Source organism: Microbispora sp. NPDC046933, from assembly GCF_040644635.1.
Taxonomy (GTDB): Bacteria; Actinomycetota; Actinomycetes; order Streptosporangiales; family Streptosporangiaceae; genus Microbispora.
Map to the genome: position 1 here is coordinate 150,476 of NZ_JBEYWW010000010.1, position 15,722 is coordinate 166,197.

At 73.0% G+C, this 15,722-nt stretch carries 14 protein-coding genes; 10 read left to right on the plus strand and 4 right to left on the minus strand.

Going from position 1 to position 15,722, the window contains the following annotated elements; all coding sequences use genetic code 11:
• Nucleotides 1–123: 123 nt before the first annotated feature.
• A complete protein-coding gene (locus ABZ857_RS15885; RefSeq protein ID WP_357043412.1) occupies nucleotides 124–855 on the plus strand; it encodes a methyltransferase domain-containing protein in 732 nt (243 codons plus the stop codon).
• 52 nt (nucleotides 856–907) lie between these two features.
• Here the strand turns inward: ABZ857_RS15885 and ABZ857_RS15890 are convergent, their stop codons facing one another.
• Nucleotides 908–2,167, minus strand: a complete 1,260-nt coding sequence (locus ABZ857_RS15890; RefSeq protein ID WP_357043414.1) for a hypothetical protein — start codon at nucleotides 2,165–2,167, stop codon at nucleotides 908–910.
• Nucleotides 2,164–2,682, minus strand: coding sequence for a SigE family RNA polymerase sigma factor (locus tag ABZ857_RS15895; RefSeq protein ID WP_357043416.1), 519 nt, complete (start codon nucleotides 2,680–2,682; stop codon nucleotides 2,164–2,166). The genes ABZ857_RS15890 and ABZ857_RS15895 overlap by 4 nt, the downstream gene beginning before the upstream one ends.
• A gap of 199 nt (nucleotides 2,683–2,881) precedes the next feature.
• Between ABZ857_RS15895 and cysC the strand changes: the two genes are divergently transcribed.
• Nucleotides 2,882–4,099: an adenylyl-sulfate kinase gene (gene cysC, locus ABZ857_RS15900; RefSeq protein ID WP_357043418.1), complete on the plus strand. Its 1,218-nt coding sequence runs from the start codon at nucleotides 2,882–2,884 to the stop codon at nucleotides 4,097–4,099.
• Between the two features lie 18 nt (nucleotides 4,100–4,117).
• Here cysC and ABZ857_RS15905 read toward each other — a convergent pair whose 3' ends face one another.
• Nucleotides 4,118–5,149, minus strand: coding sequence for a hypothetical protein (locus ABZ857_RS15905; RefSeq protein WP_357043420.1), 1,032 nt, complete (start codon nucleotides 5,147–5,149; stop codon nucleotides 4,118–4,120).
• A gap of 310 nt (nucleotides 5,150–5,459) precedes the next feature.
• On the opposite strand from ABZ857_RS15905, the gene ABZ857_RS15910 reads away from it, so the two are divergent.
• The 7 genes from ABZ857_RS15910 to ABZ857_RS15940 all read left to right on the plus strand — a co-directional run bounded on the left by ABZ857_RS15910 (nucleotide 5,460) and on the right by ABZ857_RS15940 (nucleotide 13,773).
• On the plus strand, nucleotides 5,460–6,710 hold the full coding sequence (locus ABZ857_RS15910) for a hypothetical protein (protein ID WP_357043422.1): 1,251 nt from the start codon (nucleotides 5,460–5,462) through the stop codon (nucleotides 6,708–6,710).
• The gene (locus ABZ857_RS15915) at nucleotides 6,707–8,158 is read left to right on the plus strand and encodes a hypothetical protein (protein ID WP_357043424.1); all 1,452 of its coding nucleotides are present in this window, start codon (nucleotides 6,707–6,709) and stop codon (nucleotides 8,156–8,158) included. The genes ABZ857_RS15910 and ABZ857_RS15915 overlap by 4 nt, the downstream gene beginning before the upstream one ends.
• Nucleotides 8,155–9,090 carry a hypothetical protein gene (locus tag ABZ857_RS15920; RefSeq protein WP_357043425.1) on the plus strand — a complete coding sequence of 312 codons (936 nt, stop codon included), beginning with the start codon at nucleotides 8,155–8,157 and terminating at the stop codon, nucleotides 9,088–9,090. Before ABZ857_RS15915 ends, ABZ857_RS15920 begins: the two co-directional genes overlap by 4 nt.
• Nucleotides 9,087–9,947 (plus strand): sulfotransferase, encoded by an 861-nt coding sequence (locus ABZ857_RS15925; protein ID WP_357043427.1) that lies wholly within the window; start codon nucleotides 9,087–9,089, stop codon nucleotides 9,945–9,947. Before ABZ857_RS15920 ends, ABZ857_RS15925 begins: the two co-directional genes overlap by 4 nt.
• Nucleotides 9,948–10,114: 167 nt before the next feature.
• Complete coding sequence (locus ABZ857_RS15930; RefSeq protein WP_357043429.1) at nucleotides 10,115–11,332, plus strand: polysaccharide biosynthesis C-terminal domain-containing protein; 1,218 nt, start codon at nucleotides 10,115–10,117, stop codon at nucleotides 11,330–11,332.
• A complete protein-coding gene (locus ABZ857_RS15935) occupies nucleotides 11,329–12,318 on the plus strand; it encodes a sulfotransferase domain-containing protein (RefSeq protein WP_357043431.1) in 990 nt (329 codons plus the stop codon). Before ABZ857_RS15930 ends, ABZ857_RS15935 begins: the two co-directional genes overlap by 4 nt.
• A gap of 201 nt (nucleotides 12,319–12,519) precedes the next feature.
• Nucleotides 12,520–13,773 carry a cytochrome P450 gene (locus ABZ857_RS15940; RefSeq protein WP_357043433.1) on the plus strand — a complete coding sequence of 418 codons (1,254 nt, stop codon included), beginning with the start codon at nucleotides 12,520–12,522 and terminating at the stop codon, nucleotides 13,771–13,773.
• A 377-nt stretch (nucleotides 13,774–14,150) separates the two neighbouring features.
• Here the strand turns inward: ABZ857_RS15940 and ABZ857_RS15945 are convergent, their stop codons facing one another.
• Nucleotides 14,151–14,651 carry a MarR family transcriptional regulator gene (locus tag ABZ857_RS15945; RefSeq protein ID WP_357043435.1) on the minus strand — a complete coding sequence of 167 codons (501 nt, stop codon included), beginning with the start codon at nucleotides 14,649–14,651 and terminating at the stop codon, nucleotides 14,151–14,153.
• 104 nt (nucleotides 14,652–14,755) lie between these two features.
• Between ABZ857_RS15945 and ABZ857_RS15950 the strand changes: the two genes are divergently transcribed.
• Nucleotides 14,756–15,700 (plus strand): EamA family transporter, encoded by a 945-nt coding sequence (locus tag ABZ857_RS15950; protein ID WP_357043437.1) that lies wholly within the window; start codon nucleotides 14,756–14,758, stop codon nucleotides 15,698–15,700.
• Nucleotides 15,701–15,722: the final 22 nt, after the last annotated feature.

Consider the following 15,722-nt stretch of genomic DNA (forward strand, 5'->3'; position numbering starts at 1 on the left):
CGGGCCGCGGCTACCAAGGCTACGCCCTGTTCATTCGCCTCGCTCCGCTCGCTCCTCGGTCCGGACATGATAGGTGACGGCAAATGCGCAACTCTTCGTCGTCAAATGATTACTCTCAGTGGTATGACAGAGGTTCGGTTGTCGTCCGCCGACCAGGACGACGTGTTCAGCCAGCGGATTCGCGAGCAGTGGACCGACCAGCTCGGGCGGCGGCTCGACATCCTCATCGCCGGATGCGGCCGGGGCGGCGCCCTCGACGTGGGGCGCTACGAGCCGAGGATAACGGGGGTGGACGAGGATCTGCCGCCCCTGCGGGCCCACACCGCCAACCGCGGCGACCTGGAGGCGTCCTACCTGGGCGACCTGCGTCTCGTGCCGATCCCGCCCCGCTCCTTCGACGTCGTCTACGTGTCGTTCCTCCTCGAACGCATCCGGCACTCCGAGCTCGTGCTCGACCGGCTCGTGGCCGGGCTGCGCCCCGGCGGGCTGCTGCTGCTGAAGATGCGCGACCGCAAGTCCGCGTACGGCTTCTGCGACCGGGTCACCCCCCGGTGGCTACGGCGGGCGCTGTGGCGCTCCCTCGCCCCGGCCGGGTCCGTGGGGCCGCTTCCCGCGGTCTACGAGCCGCTGGCCTCCCGCGAGGGCATCCAGGCGTACTGCCTGATGCGCGGGCTCATGATCGCCGAGGACTACTCGGCGGTGAGCGGCCCGGCCCGGCGGGGTCCGCACGGCGGTCTGGTCGCCGTGGTCTGCCGTGCCGTGGCCGCGCTCTCGCGAGGCGGGCTCAACGGGACCGAGGACGAGATCACCATGGTGATCCGCCGTCCGCAGAACCACTTCGCCCGCCTCATCTGAGCCGCTCCCTGATCTCCGTTACCTGATCCGCGCTGCTACCTGATCCGCGCTGCTACCTGAGCGTCAGGACCGGCCGCCACGCCCCGGCCTCCTGGCTGTTCTTCCGGTACGCCGCGAGCTGGATCATGTCCTCGCCGTCCACGTTCACCAGGACAAGGCCGTTGTGGAACTCGTTCCCGCACGTGCCCGCGCAGCCGAGCGCGACCAGGCGGCGGTCGTCGGCCCAGGCGAGAAGCTGGAGCACCTGCTGGCGGCCCACGACCTTGCCCGTCACGACCTCGGTGACCTTGGTGGGCATACCGTCGGGGCCGGCGAGCAGCGCGCCGTCGGGCGACACGCCCGCCTTCGACTCCGTCGCGACGTAGCCGGGAGGTGCGTCGTGCGGTCTGCCCTCCAGGTCCAGGAACGCGTCGGGCCAGTCGGAGTTGCTGCGCTCGCGGATCAGGGTGCCGTCGCCGCTCCACTCGAAGTCGCGCCTGACGTTGCTGTTGTCGGTCAGGCAGGGATCGACGGCGTGGAAGTCGCCCGCCGTCGCGCTCGCCACGTCGACGAGGTAGAAGCCGGTGCGGCTGGTGGAGATCGTCTGGAACGGCGGCTGCCGGGGGTCCTCAGGCGTCGCCGCGACCCGCGCCGGGCACCGCCGCTCGTCGACAGACATCATGTCCAGGTCCGGGTAGTCGTCGTAGGCGGTGGCGAGGAGCTGTGTGCCGTCCGGCGACCATGACACGCCGCCCACGGGGTGGTCCACCGGCACCCACGCCCGCACCTGCCGGGTCTCCATGTCGAGGATGCCGATCCTGCGTGCGGGCAGGTCCTTCTCCAGCACCGCCGCCCAGCGCAGGCCGGGCGCGACCTCGGCCCAGCCCCACTCCGTCTTCTCGTACCGGCTCGTCACGGGGTTGAGGAGATACCAGGTCCGGTCGAACAGTTTGCGCCCGGCGAGGGTGCGCCATCGCCCGGTCCAGTACGCCGAGACCGCCACCCGCCCGGCCGCGATCATGGTCGTCGGCGGGGAGTTCTCGGTGTCGGCCAGCACGTCGTCCGCGGGGGTCGTCTGCCGGTACGGCTCGACGGGCACCACCACCGGCGGGCCGCCGACCTGCGAGATCGGCTCATCGGTGAAGAGGGGGATCACGACCAGCGGCACCAGCAGGGCCACGGCCGCCACGACGGCCGCGCACGAGACCGCCCCCGCGAATCTCGTCAGGCGCAGCCGCGACCGGCGGCGCAGCGCGCGATCGGCCAGATCGGCGGGCACTCGAACCTCCCGCGACCACTCCTCCAGCGTTCGCTTCAGCATCCGGGGCGTCATGAGATCACCTCACTCAGGCGCAGGTCGGCGAGTTCCGGCGCGGCCGTCCGCAGCCGGGCGAGGGACCGGTGCGCGGTGCTGCGCACGGTCCCGACGGAGCAGCCGAGGATCCGGGCCACCTCGTCCTCGGGCAGGTCTTCGAGATAGCGCAGCACGAGCACGGCGCGCTGGCGGGGCGTCAGCCGGGCGAGCGCCCGGCGCAGGATCATCCGCAGCTCGGCCTCGTCGGTGCCCGCGCGCCCGGCCGGGTGCTCCGGCACGTCGGCCACGCTGGTCTCGCGCTGCCGCCAGGCGAGCCGCCACCAGCTGATCTGCTGGCGGTACATGACCTGCCGCACGTACGCCTCGGGCTCGTCGAGCCGCCCCCATCGCGTGACGACCTTGGCCAGGGCCGTCTGCAGCAGGTCCTCTGCGGAATGCTGGTCCCCTCCGGTCAGCAGATAGGCCAGCCGCATCAGCGCCGGCGCGCGGGCCGACACGAACGCGCGAAAACGTCGCTCTTCCGCGGCGTCCACGATCACCTCCACGGGTTAATGTCTGCCTGTAGACGCCCTGAGCACCGGCGCGCTATGCGTGCGGTTGCCAGTAGGGTGCGTATCCGACCCATCCGACCCAACCGAGCAGCGCCCCAGACCGAGCTGGACCCAGACCGAGCTGGGACCTCAACCGAGCTGGGACTATCGAGCTGGACCTATCGAGCGGAAACGGAAGCCCATGACCGAGTGGACGCCCGACGCACGTGAGCTGGCCGACCTGGAGCTGCTGCTGTCCGGGGCGTACGCGCCGCTGACCGGCTTCCTCACCTCGGCCGAGGTGGAGAGCGTGGTCGAGCGTGGTCGGCTGCCCGGCGGGGCGCCCTGGCCCGACCCCATCACGATCGCGCTTCCTGACGAGTTCGGGCCCGGCGACCGGGTGACACTCAGGGACCCCGAGGGTGCGGCGGTCGCGGTGCTGACCGTCGTGGAGCGGGACGGCCACCACGCCGCCGGTCCGGTCGAGGCGCTCGACGCCTCTGTGTACGGCCCGTTCGCCCGGCTGCGCCGTACGCCGGAGGAGGTCCGCAAGGACCTGCCGGACGGCGAGATCCTCGCGGTGACCATGCGCGGGCCGCTCGACTCCGCCGCGCTCGACGATGTGGTGGCGACCGCCGAGGAACTGGACGCGGCCGTGCTCCTCATGCCCCTCGTCTTCGGCGAGGGCGGCCCGGCCGTGGTGCGCGCGGCGCTCAAGGCCGCCGAGCGGCTCCCGGGGGCGACGGTGGTCGCGGTGCCGCTCGCGCCGCGTGAGGACACCGAGATCGACCTCGAACTCCGCGAGCACGTGGCCCGCAACTACGGCGCCACCGAGCACTACGCGGGCCCCGCGCCGGTCACCATTCCGGGGCCGCCGCACAAGCGGGGGCTCGTGGTGTTCTTCACCGGCCTGTCCGGCTCGGGCAAGTCGACGATCGCCCGGGGCCTGCGCGACGCGCTGCTCGAACGGGGCGGCCGCACGGTCACCTATCTGGACGGCGACGTCGTGCGGCGGATGTTGTCGGCCGGGCTCACGTTCTCGCGCGAGGACCGCGACCGCAACATCCGCAGGATCGGCTTCGTGGCCGCCGAGGTGGCCCGCCACGGCGGCCTGGCCATCTGCGCGCCCATCGCTCCGTACGCCGCGACCCGGGACGAGGTGCGGGCGATGGTCGAGGAGGTCGGCGGCGACTTCCTGCTCGTCCACGTGGCCACGCCGCTGGAGGAGTGCGAGCGCCGCGACCGCAAGGGCCTGTACGCCAAGGCGCGGGCCGGGCTGATCCCGGAGTTCACCGGGATCTCCGACCCGTACGAGGAGCCGGAGGACGCCGACCTCGTCCTCGACACCACGGACATGACGATCGAACGCGCGGTCGGCGCCGTGCTGAACCTCGTCACCTCGGGCGGCTGGGTCCGCTGAGGCGTCCGCCGAAGGCGCTCAGGAGGGCGGCACCGGCGTGGACGTGAAGCGGGGCAGCCGCCCGAGCTGCGCGAACGCCCGGGTGGCGCCCGGTGTGGTGTCGAATCTGGTGTCTCCCCGGGGCGCCAGCGGCGAGTCGAAGTAGACCAGCGCCTTGATCTGGGGGTATTCCCCGATCTGGCGCCGGACCGAGTCGAAGAAGTCGCGCTTGAACGCGGGCGCCCCGAGCCGCTCGAAGGCGCCCCACTCGGCGACCATGATCGGCTTGGCCGGGAACCTGGCCTGCATCCACCGGTAGAACCCGGGCCAACTCGGCGCGTCGGGCCGGGTCTTGTCGACCAGCCCGGCGAAGTCGCTCACCCGGTCGTCCGCGTACGGGTCGAAGGCCACCCAGTCGACCACGTCGTCGCCCGGGTAGAGCCGGCCGAACCACGGCTTGACCGCCCAGTTGGGCGCGCCCATGTAGGTCATCACGGTCACCGCGTTGCGCACTCCCTGCTGCCGCAGGCGGGTCACCACGTGGCGGTACATCGCGACGTAGTCGGCGGCCGAGTATCCCCCACCCTCGCGCACGTCGTTCTCCGGCTCGTGGTGGATCGTGAGGAAGAACCGGCCGGGGAAGGTGCGCCGGATGTGCTCGGCGAGCCGGTCGACGCGCGCGTCCACCTCGCCCCGCGCGACCTCGGCCCAGGTGTGGTCGAGCGCCGGTTTCCAGTTCACCAGCAGCAGGCGGGGCCCCTTGGCGATCTCCCGCTCCTCGGCGGTCGGGAAGAGCTCTCCGCCCCGGTGGTAGACGTGCACGATGTCGGCCCGGCGGCCCATGCGCCGTTCGGCCAAGTCCACCGCGCGGATCGGGCCGCGCCCGGAGAAGACGTCGGGCGCGATCCCCCACCACGCCCCGCACGTCGGGATGAGCTTGTCCGTGACCGCGCAGGCGACCGGCGTCGTCCCGGCACCGCCGCCCGGCACCGGCCCGCTCGTGGCGGTGCCCGTGCAGGCCGTCGCGCACGCCCCCGCCACCAGTACGGCCACGCCGGCGATGCGTCTCATCGCGCCCCCTTCCTCGGCAGACCTCGCAATGAACGGATGGGCAAACACCATCCCATCAATCCCCGTGGTTTTGGGGGCCGTTTTCCCATCTCACATGTACGGAAATATCCGTTTTCATCGGCTAATTGAGCGGCCATTGCCTGGCGCGAATTCGGCAATAGCAGGGGACGAAACTCCGCGGCGGCTTATAGTTCGAGACCGGATCCCGCCGGACCGCCGCCGGGACCACGAACGCGCCCGGCCGCCCCTCCCTCGTCCCGGGGCCACCGGAGGCCGCGGCCGCGTGACGATCGAGGGCACGGGGAGTTCCATGAGCCTGCCGCCGCACAGCCGCGACCTTTCCGAATACGGCTCTGTGCTCGGGCGCAGGCGCCTGGTCGCCGCCGTCTTCCTGATCGCGGGAGTGGGCGGCGGGGCCGCGGCGCTCGCGGTGACCCCCGAGCGCTACACCGCGGTCGCCCAGGTGCAGGTGCTGCCGACCGGCGCGCAGGAACAGTTCAACGTGCCGAGCTCCCGGCAGCGGGAAACGCTCAACCTCGACACCGAATCACAGGTCGCCCGGTCGGCGGTCGTCTCCGCCCTGGCCGCCGGAATTCTGAAAAATCCGGATCCGGAGGAATTACGGGAGCACGTGACAGTGGACGTTCCTCCCAATTCCGCCATTCTCTCCATTTCTTACTCGGCGTCGGATCCCCGGGCCGCGGCGGCGGGGGCCCAGGCGTACGCGGAGGCGTATCTGCGCAACCGCGCCCGCACCGCCGAGGACGCGATCGGCGCACAGCTCAAGCTGATCTCCGCGCGGTTGCGTCAGGTCGAGGACGATCTCGACGAGGCCACGACCCAGGCGGCGACCACCCGGACCACGACCACACAGGCCACCACCACACAGACCGCGGCGGCCGGGGGCGTGGCGGGGCTGGGGACGGCGCGGCGGCAGGCCGTGCTCGCCCGGCAGGTGGCGGACCTCACGCTGCGCTACGACGCGCTCAAGACCGTCGCGGTGACGCCGGGCACGGTGATCAGCCCCGCCAGACCGCCCACGCGGCCGGCCCATCCGAGCCCTCCGCTCTTCCTCGGCAGCGGCCTGTTCCTCGGCGTGCTCGCCGGGGCGGGGGCCGCGTTCGGCCGCGACCGGCTGGACACCCGCATCCGCACCTGCGCGGATATCGAACGGCTGTGCGGCCTGCCGCTGCTCGCCGAGCTTCCGGCCAGGCCGGATCCGGCGTTGCTCGACGAGATGGCCGCCGCCGTCGCCACGTCCCTGGGCGGCGGGCCCCACCGGCTGCTCCTCGAAGGCGTCGGAGCTGGAAGCACGGTCAGGCCGCTCGCCAAAGGCCTCGGCACCGCGCTGGCGCATCTGGTGCCGGTGACGGTCGTGACCGGCCGGTCCGCCCATCCCGACGCCGCCCTGCTGCTGGTCGGCCTGCGGCGGACGACCTCCCCTGAGGTCGCCCGGGCCGTACGGCAACTCGCCCGGCAGGGCGCCCGCGTGCTCGGCGCCGTCGCCGTACCGCCGGGGTTCGTCGCACCTGTCCCCGAGACCGCGGAGTGGGGCGCATGAGGGCCCCCGGCCCCAGCACCGCCCCGGCGCACGAGCGCGGACGGCGCGCAGCGGACGCCCCGGTACGACTCGGCCATCCCGCACGGGCGGCGCAATCCTGGGCCGGCAACCGGCACCTCGGGGCGGGCGAACCGGAACAGGCCGGCTCGGCGGCAGGCGTCGCCAAGGCGGCGTGGCCGATCGCGGCGCTCCTGCTCGGCTACCCGGTCTGGTGGGCGCTCGGCCTGGGCGGGCTGTCGGTGGTGGTGCTGGCCGCGCCGATGGCGGTAGTGCTGTGGCACAGGCGGCCGATCCGCGCGCCGAAGGGCTTCGGCCTGTGGGCACTGCTGCTGGCGGGCTACCTGGTCAGCGCGCTCGCGCTGGCCGAGACGCCGGACGGCACGTACGGCGAGCTCGCCGCCGGCCGGGTCATCGGCTACCTGATGCGGCTGGCCGTCTACGTCTCGCTCCTGATCATGGTGCTCTACCTGGGCAACCTCACTCACGACGAGCTGCCGCAGCGCACCTTGGTCAGGTGGCTCGGCGTACTGTTCCTGACGGCCGTCGCGGGCGGGCTGCTGGGTGTGCTCGCGCCCGGCTTCGCGTTCACCTCGCCGCTGGAGATGGCGCTGCCGTCGTGGATCGGCGGCAACCCGTTCGTCGCCAACCTGATCCACCCGACGGCGGCGCAGGTGCAGCACGTGCTCGGGCACGCCTCGCCGCGCCCGGAGGCGCCCTTCGAGTGGGCCAACGCCTGGGGCAGCGACGTGTCGGTGCTGGTGATCTGGTTCGTGGTGGGCTGGTGGGCCTACGGCGGGCCACATCGGCGCGCGGCGGCCGTGCTGCTGCTCGCGGTCGCCGCCGTCCCTGTCGTCTACTCGCTCAACCGGGGCCTGTGGATCGGGCTCGGGGTCTCGGCGGCATACCTGGTGATCCGGGGCGGACGCCCCCTCCTGGCCGGAGCGGTCGCGGCCGTCGCGGCGGCGGCGTTCCTGCTGTCGCCGCTGAGCACGATCGTCGCGCAACGGCTGGACAACCCGCACAGCAACGGCATTCGCGCGTTCACGGTCGCGACCACGGTCCGGGTCGCGGCCTCGTCGCCGGTCATCGGCTACGGCAACACGCGCAACGCGTACGGCAGCCACCGCACGGTCACGACGGGCCGCAGCGCGTGGTGCGTGGAGTGCGGCCATCCGCCGCTCGGCAGCGACGGGCAACTGTGGCTGCTGCTGATCAGCCAGGGCTTCGCGGGGGCCCTGCTGTACGTCGCCTTCTTCGCCGGGGCGGTGCGGCGTTACTGGGCGGACCGCACGCCGATCGGCAAGGCGGGGACGCTCGTGATGATCCTCGTGTTGCTCTACATGGTCGTCTACGACGGGCTGATCAGCGCCCTGACCCTGTATCTGATCTCCTTCGCCCTGCTCTGGCGCAACGCCGCCGTGACACCGGACCGGGAGGATGCGCGATGAAGGACGCGGCCGATCGTCTCGGCTACCTGGACGAGGTCATGGACCTGCTGTTCCCCCCTGCCGGGCCCGGCGTCCGGCCTGGCGTGCGCACCGTGCTGCCGCACCGCCTCGTCCCCCGGCGGGTCGTCCCGCGTGCGTGGTGGCACGCCGCGCTGGGCCGCCGCCTGCCCGTCGGCCGCGGGACCGACACGATCGAGACGCACCTGAGCGACGTCCTCGGCCGCCGGATGCGGGTGGTCGTCCACGTCAGGCCCGCTCGCCGGGCCAACCGCAAACCGATCCTGGAGGCGTACGACGAGTCGGGGCTCGCGGGTTTCGTGAAAATCGGCGACTCGGCGCGGGCCAGGCGGCTGGTGCGGTACGAGAGCGAGGTGCTGCGCATGCTCGCCGGTCGGCCGTTGAAGGTCGTCGTGCCGCCCGACGTGCTGTATCACGGCGAGTGGCGGGGCCTTGAGGTGCTGATGCTGTCGCCGCTGCCCGTGACCTCCCGCCGCGTCCCCTCCCGCCTGCTCGTCTCGGCCGCACGGGAGATCGCCGCCATCCGCCCGTACGACGAGGCGGGCTCCGAGGAGGAGGCGGCCTGGCACGGCGACTTCACCCCGTGGAACGTCGCGGCGGCGGCGGACGGGCGGCTGCTCGTGTGGGACTGGGAACGGTTCGCCGTGGGCGTGCCGCTCGGCTTCGACGCCCTGCACCACTTCTTCCATCGGGCGCTGCGCCGGATGCCGCCTGCGGTGGCCGCCCGGTCCTGTCTCGCCCAGGCGGGCGGGCTCCTGGAACCGTTCGGCGTCGACGTGGCCCGGGCACGCCGTACGGCGGCCCACTACCTGGTCGCCCTCGCCGAGCGGCACCACCGCGACGGACACGAGCCGCTCGGGCCGCCCGCCGTCTGGCTGAACCCTCTCGTCGATCCCTTGGAGTCTCTGCTGTGAGGTCCACACTGAAGCACTCGGCGCATGCCGTCTCGTTCGCGGCCGGGAGAGCGACCAGCGGAGGCAGGGTGCTGCCGTCGTTCCTGATCATCGGGGCCCAGCGGTGCGGCACGACCTCGCTCTACCGTGCCCTGTCCCGGCATCCGCTGGTCATGAAGCCGGTGCTGCGCAAGGGCGTCCACTACTTCGACATGGCGTACGAGCGGGGCCTGCCCTGGTATCGCGCCCACTTCCCGCTGACGCCCAGGGCGCGGGCGCTCAGGTTCCGGTGGGGCCATGCCCCCCAGGCGTTCGAGTCGGCCCCTTACTACCTGTTCCATCCCCTGGCGGGGGCCCGCATCGCCCGGGACCTTCCCGGGGTCAAGCTGATCGTCCTGGTCCGGGACCCGGTCGAGCGGGCCTGCTCGGCGCACGCGCACGAGCTGGCGCGGGGGTTCGAGACCGAGCCGTGCTTCGAGCGCGCCCTCGCGCTGGAGCCGGAGCGCCTCGCCGGCGAGGCCGAACGGCTGCGCACGGTCCCGGGATACGTGAGTCACGCGCACCGGCACCAGGCGTACCTGGCCCGGGGACGGTACGCCGAGCAGCTGGCCCGGCTGGAGCCGCTCGTGGGGCGTGACCGGATCCTGGTCCTCGACAGCGGACTGCTGTTCCGCGATCCCGGCGCCGCGTACGACCGGGTGCTGGGATTCCTGGGACTGCCCCGGCTCGGCGGCGTGGAGTTCGAACGGCACAACGCCCGGCCGCGGCCGCGGGAGGCCATGCCCGCGTCGGTCCACCGGCGGCTTCGCGAGCACTTCGAGCCGTGGGACGCGCTGCTCGTCCCGTGGCTGGGAGCGGTGCCCTCGTGGCGGCGCTGACCGGACCGCCCACAGGGCCCGGCCGGGGCCTGTTCACACGCTGGAGCCTGGTCAGACAGGAGGGTCTTTTCCGGCGCGGTGGTTTTTTCCGGCGCGGTGGTCTTTTCCGGCACGGAGTCGCCGGTCTGGCTACGGCGGCCGCTGCCGCGGGCGGGCAGTTCGCGCTCGTGCTGGTGGTGACGCGGTCGCTCGAACCGGCGGCCGCCGGGGCGTTCTTCACGGCCACCGCGCTGTGCCTGATGCTCGCGGGCGTGGTCCGCCTCGACACCGGCAATGGCCTGGTCCACGCCCTGGCCCGCAACCGGTCCGCCAGCCGGAACGGGGGCCGGAGGCTGGTCCGGGGAGTCCTCGCGCCGGTGGCCGCGCTCGCGTCCCTGGCGGGGGCCGGGGTCGCCGTGGCGGCCGGGCCGCTGGCCGGGCTCACCGGCGTGCCCGGTGGGGTCTGGGTCGTGCTGGCCGCCGCCCTGCCGTTCGTCGCCCTGTCGGACGTGCTGATCTGCGCCACCCGCGGGCTCGGCACCATGCGGCCGACCCTGCTGCTCGCCGGGGCCGTCCAGCCGCTCGGGCAGCTCGCCCTCGTCACCGCGGCCGTGCTCGCCGGGGCCCCGCCGCCGGTGCTGGCCGCCGCCTGGGCGCTTCCCTCCGTGGTCGGCGCGGTGCTGGCCGCCGTACGGCTGCGCGGGCTCGGGCCGTACGACGTGGGAGAGGTCGGCGCCTTCTGGCGGCACACCGCGCCGCGGTCGGCGGCGGCGGCCGTGCAGTCGGTGTTCCAGCGGCTCGACGTGGTGATCGTCGCGCTGCTCGCGGGTCCTGCCGCGGCGGCCGTCTACACGGCGGCGACCCGGTTCAAGGTGCTGGGGCAGCTCGCCGGTCAGGGGCTCGCCCAGGCCGCGCAGGCGCGGCTGGTGAGGGCCCTGGCCGAGGGCGACCTGGACGGCGCCCGCGTGGTATATCGGACCACCACCAGGTGGCTGGTCGTGCTCACCTGGCCGCTCTGGCTGGGATACGCGGCGCTCGCGCCGTGGCTGCTGCCGCTGTTCGGGTCCGCCTACGCCGGCGGCGGCGCGATCGCGCTCGTTCTTTCCGCCACGATGATGGTCGCGACCGCCTGCGGCATGGTCGACGTCGTGCTCGTCGCGGGCGGGCGTACGGCCGCCAGCCTCGCCAACGTGACCACGGCCGTCGCCGTGACGGTCGTCCTCGACGTGCTGCTCGTCCCCGCGCACGGCGCGCTGGGGGCGGCGCTGGGCTGGTCGGGCGGCGTGCTCGTGAAGAACCTGCTGCCCGCCGTCCAGGTCCACCGCCGCTACGGCCTGCGCCCCTTCGGCCTCGGCCGCTCGGTTGAGGGTGCGAAAGCGGCCGAGGGTGTGAGGGCGGCGTCATGACACCGGCGTCCGACAGGCTCCGCGCGCGGGACCGGGTGACGGCGTCGGGTCCGCCCGTGCTGGTCACCGGCCTGCCCCGCAGCGGCACGAGCTGGGTGGGCCGGATGCTCACGGCGAGCGGGCGGCTGGTCTACGTCAACGAGCCGCTGAACCCGCAGCGCCCGCCGGGCCGCTCCCCCGGCGTGCTCGACGCGTCGGTGACGCACCGCTTCCAGTACATCTGCCCCGACAACGAGGCCCCCTGGCTGGCGGCGTTCTCCCGTACGGTCGGGCTGCGCTACAACTGGTCGGCCGAGATCCGCCGCAACCACGGGCCCGGCGACCTCGCGCGGATGGCCAAGTATGGCTCGGCCTTCACCGCCGGCCGACTGCTGGCCAGGCGGGCGCTGCTCGACGACCCGTTCGCCCTCCTGTCCGCCGAGTGGTTCGCCCGCCGCCTCGGATGCCGGGTGGTCGTCGTGGTTCGCGACCCGGTGTCGTTCGCCGGAAGCTGGCGGCGGCTCGGCTGGAGGGTGGACGTGCGCGAGCTGCTCGACCAGCCCCTCCTGCTGCGCGACCACCCGTACGTCGCGGAGCTCCGGCCTCTCGCCGGCGACCGGGACGTGGTCGCCGGAGCGGCACTGTTGTGGAAGGTCGCGCGGCGGGTCACCGACACGGTGACCGGGCGCGCCGACGGCATCAGGGTCGTACGGTACGAGGACCTGTGCGCCGCGCCCCTCGACAACTTCCGCGACCTGTACGGCTGGTGCGGCCTGCCCTGGACCGGCCGCGCCGCCCGCCGGGTCACCGCCGCCTGCACGTCCCCCCGCTCTGGAGCGCGCCCCGCCTTCGCCTGGACCGGCCTGTCCCGCACGGCCTACCGCCCGATGGACTCCCGGCTGGCGCTCACGCCGCCCTCCCTCCCCCACGAGGACGCCGCCCGCGTACGGGCCCTGACGGGCTGCCAGGCCCACGTACCGGACAGCGGTGCAAGGGCGCTCCCGTGACCGGCCTCGCCGGTGCCACCCTCGGGCTACTGCTCCGTGACGACCGGTTACTGCTGTCTGACGACCGGTTTGCCGGAGACCTCTCGCGGGGCACCCTGGCGACCGACGCCGACACACCCCTGCCGCCGCACCCGGCACCGTTCACCCCGCGACACGACCCGGCACCACCCCAGACCTCCTGTGCCGAGTGGAAGGAACCGCATGGACACTTCCCGCACGCTCCTCGGGCCCGGCTGCCCCGTCCGCCTCGACCCCACCGGCTCCGACATCCACGCCGAGGGCGCCCGCCTCCGCCGGGCCGGGCCGGTGACACCGGTGGAGCTTCCCGGCGGAGTCGTCGCCTGGGCGGTCACCCACCACGCCGCCCTCCGTGACGTGCTGGCCGGCTCGAGCGTCTCCAAGGACCCCCGCCGGCACTGGCCCGCCTTCATCGAGGGGCGGATCACCCCGGAATGGCCGCTGTACCTGTGGGTGGCGGTCACCAACATGTTCACCGCGCACGGCCCCGAGCACCAGCGGCTGCGCAGGCTGATCTCCCCGGCGTTCACCACCCGGCGTACTCAGGCCATGCGCCCGCGCGTCGAGCAGATCACCCGCGAGCTGCTCGACCGGCTGGCCGGCACCGCCCCCGGCCAACCGGTCGACCTGCGGGAGGAGTTCGCCTACCAACTGCCTATGCGGGTGATCGGCCACCTGTTCGGCCTGCCGGACGACCACCGCGACGACCTGCGCCGCGTGGTGGACAGCGTCTTCAACACGACGGCCGACACCGACGAGGTCCTCGCCACGCAGCGCGACGCCCATGCCATCCTGACCGCCCTGGTCGCCGCCAAGCGCGACGATCCCGGCGACGACATGACCAGCGATCTGATCGCGGCGCGCGACGAGGACGGCTCGCGCCTGTCGGAGGCCGAACTGGTCGACACGCTGCTCCTGATGGTCTCCGCGGGGCACGAGACCACGGTCAACCTCATCGACAACGCCGTCACCTCCCTGCTCACGCACCCCGAGCAGCACGCCCTCACCCTGCGGGGCGGCGTCTCGTGGGACGACGTGATCGAGGAGACCCTGCGCTGGCAGTCACCGGTCGCCCACGTCCCCCTGCGCTACGCCGTCGAGGACATCACCGTCGGCGACGTCACGATCCGCAAGGGCGAGCCCATCCTCGCCTCGTACGCCGCCGCCGGGCGCGACCCCGCCCAGCACGGTCCGGACGCCGACCGGTTCGACATCACCCGCCCCGGCCGCCGTGACCACCTCGCGTTCGGCCACGGCGCCCACTACTGCCTCGGCGCGCCCCTCGCCCGGCTCGAAGCGGGCATCGCGCTCCCCGCGCTCTTCGGCCGCTTCCCCGACCTCGCCCTCGCCGTGCCCGCCGAGGAGTTGCGCCCGCTGCCGTCGTTCATCGCCAACGGCCACGCCGAGCTTCCGATCGTCCTCAAGCCCGCTCGCTGACCCATCCGCATACGGCCCGCGCGCAGGGGAGCGCAGGCCGCTACCCAAGGATCGTGTCGCCGCAGTGCGGGCGTCGGCACTTGACAGCCGGCGGCCTCGGCGATCGCCGCCGGCGACGCCGTGAAGTAGCGGTCGATGCGACTGGCCATCGTCCACGGTCGTCGCCATCGCCGCCGCACGCCGTTGAGTACTCATGGTGATCGCGTGGAGATGCATCGGCTCTGAAGGATGTCCAGAAAGACGCAAGCCCGGGACCCCACCGTCCGGAGGGACCTTCCCGGGCTCACTTCCAACCGCTTCGCGAAGCGGCGGCCTCGCGTTTGATCGTACCCTCCCTGTCCGCAGGAAACCACTGATCGTGAGCAAGCGGCATCGAGCTAGCCGAGGGTGGTGTCGCCGAGGGAGGCGAGGAGGGTGCGCAGGGCCTTGGCAAGGTGCTCCCGCTCCCGGGGGTCCAGCGACTCCAGCAGGCGTGCCTCGTTCGCGACGTGCGGCTCCAGCACCTCGTCCACGAGCGCGAGGCCTTGGTCGGTCAGTCTGACCCGGACCGACCGCCGATCATCCTCGTCCGGGATCCTTTCCACCAGTCCCCTGGCCGCCATGCGGTCGATGCGGTTGGTGATCGCGCCGGAGGTCACCATCGCCGCCCTGTTCAGCGCCCCCGCCGTCAGCTCGTACGGCGGGCCGGACCGGCGCAGCGTCGCGAGCACGTCGAACTCCCAGCGCTCCAGGCCGTACGCGGCGAAGAACTCCTTCAGCTCCCGGTCGAGCAGCCGCGACAGCCGGCTGATCCGGCCCATGATTCCCATCGGCCACACGTCCAGGTCAGGCCGCTCCCGCGCCCACTGCGCGATCAGCTGATCGACGGCATCACCCATGGCGACCCCTAAACCCTAAGTATCTCAACGTTCATCAGTTTGACGCCGATGCAAGCCCCGTGCTGTTATTTCAATGTTGAGATTATCAACGAGGAGCAAACTTCATGAGCACGTTCGCCAAGCCCTGGTCCGGTTCTGCCGGAACGCTGGCCCTCACCGCGCTGACGCCGCTCGCCTGGGGCTCGACGTACGCCGTGACCACGGAGTTCCTGCCGCCCGACCGCCCGATGTTCACCGCGGTGATGAGAGCGCTGCCCGCCGGGCTCGTGTTGCTGGTCATCGGCCGCGTCCTGCCGCGCGGCGTCTGGATCTGGCGGGCCGCGGCGCTCGGCGTGCTGAACATCGGGGCGTTCTTCCCGTTGCTGTTCCTGGCGGCGTACCGGCTGCCCGGCGGCGTCGCGGCCGTGCTGGGCGCGGTGGGACCGCTGTTCGCGCTCGTCTTCGCCGCCCTGTTGCTCGCCGAGCGTCCGACCGTACGCAAGGTGCTCGCCGGACTCCTCGGACTGCTCGGGGTCGGGTTGGTCGTCCTGCGCGCCGAGGCACGGCTGGACATGGTCGGCGTGCTCGCCGGGCTGGCCGGGGCCGCGTCCATGTCGGCCGGGACCGTGCTGACCAAGCGCTGGGGCCGTCCCGAGGGGGTCGGGGCCCTCGCCCTCACCGGATGGCAGCTCACCGCCGGGGGGCTGCTGCTCGTCCCGGTCGCCCTGCTCGTCGAGGGCGCGCCGCCCGCGCTCAGCGGCGAGAACGTGCTCGGCTACGTCTATCTGGGCATCGTCGGCACCGCCCTCGGCTACTGGATCTGGTTCCGCGGAATCTCCCGGCTCCCCGCGACGTCCGTCGCCTTCCTCGCGCTGCTGAGTCCGGTTTCGGCGGCCGTCATCGGCTGGGCGGCGCTCGGTCAGGCCCTCAGCCCGGTTCAGCTGCTCGGCATGGTCCTCGCCCTCGGCGGCACCCTGCTCGGCCAGGCCCCGGCCGGACCCTCCAGGCGCGTCGCGCCCCCGTCCGAGCCCGTACGGCCCGAGGCCCGGACGGCCTGCCCGTCCCGCTGACACGGACGAGCCCCATACGCGG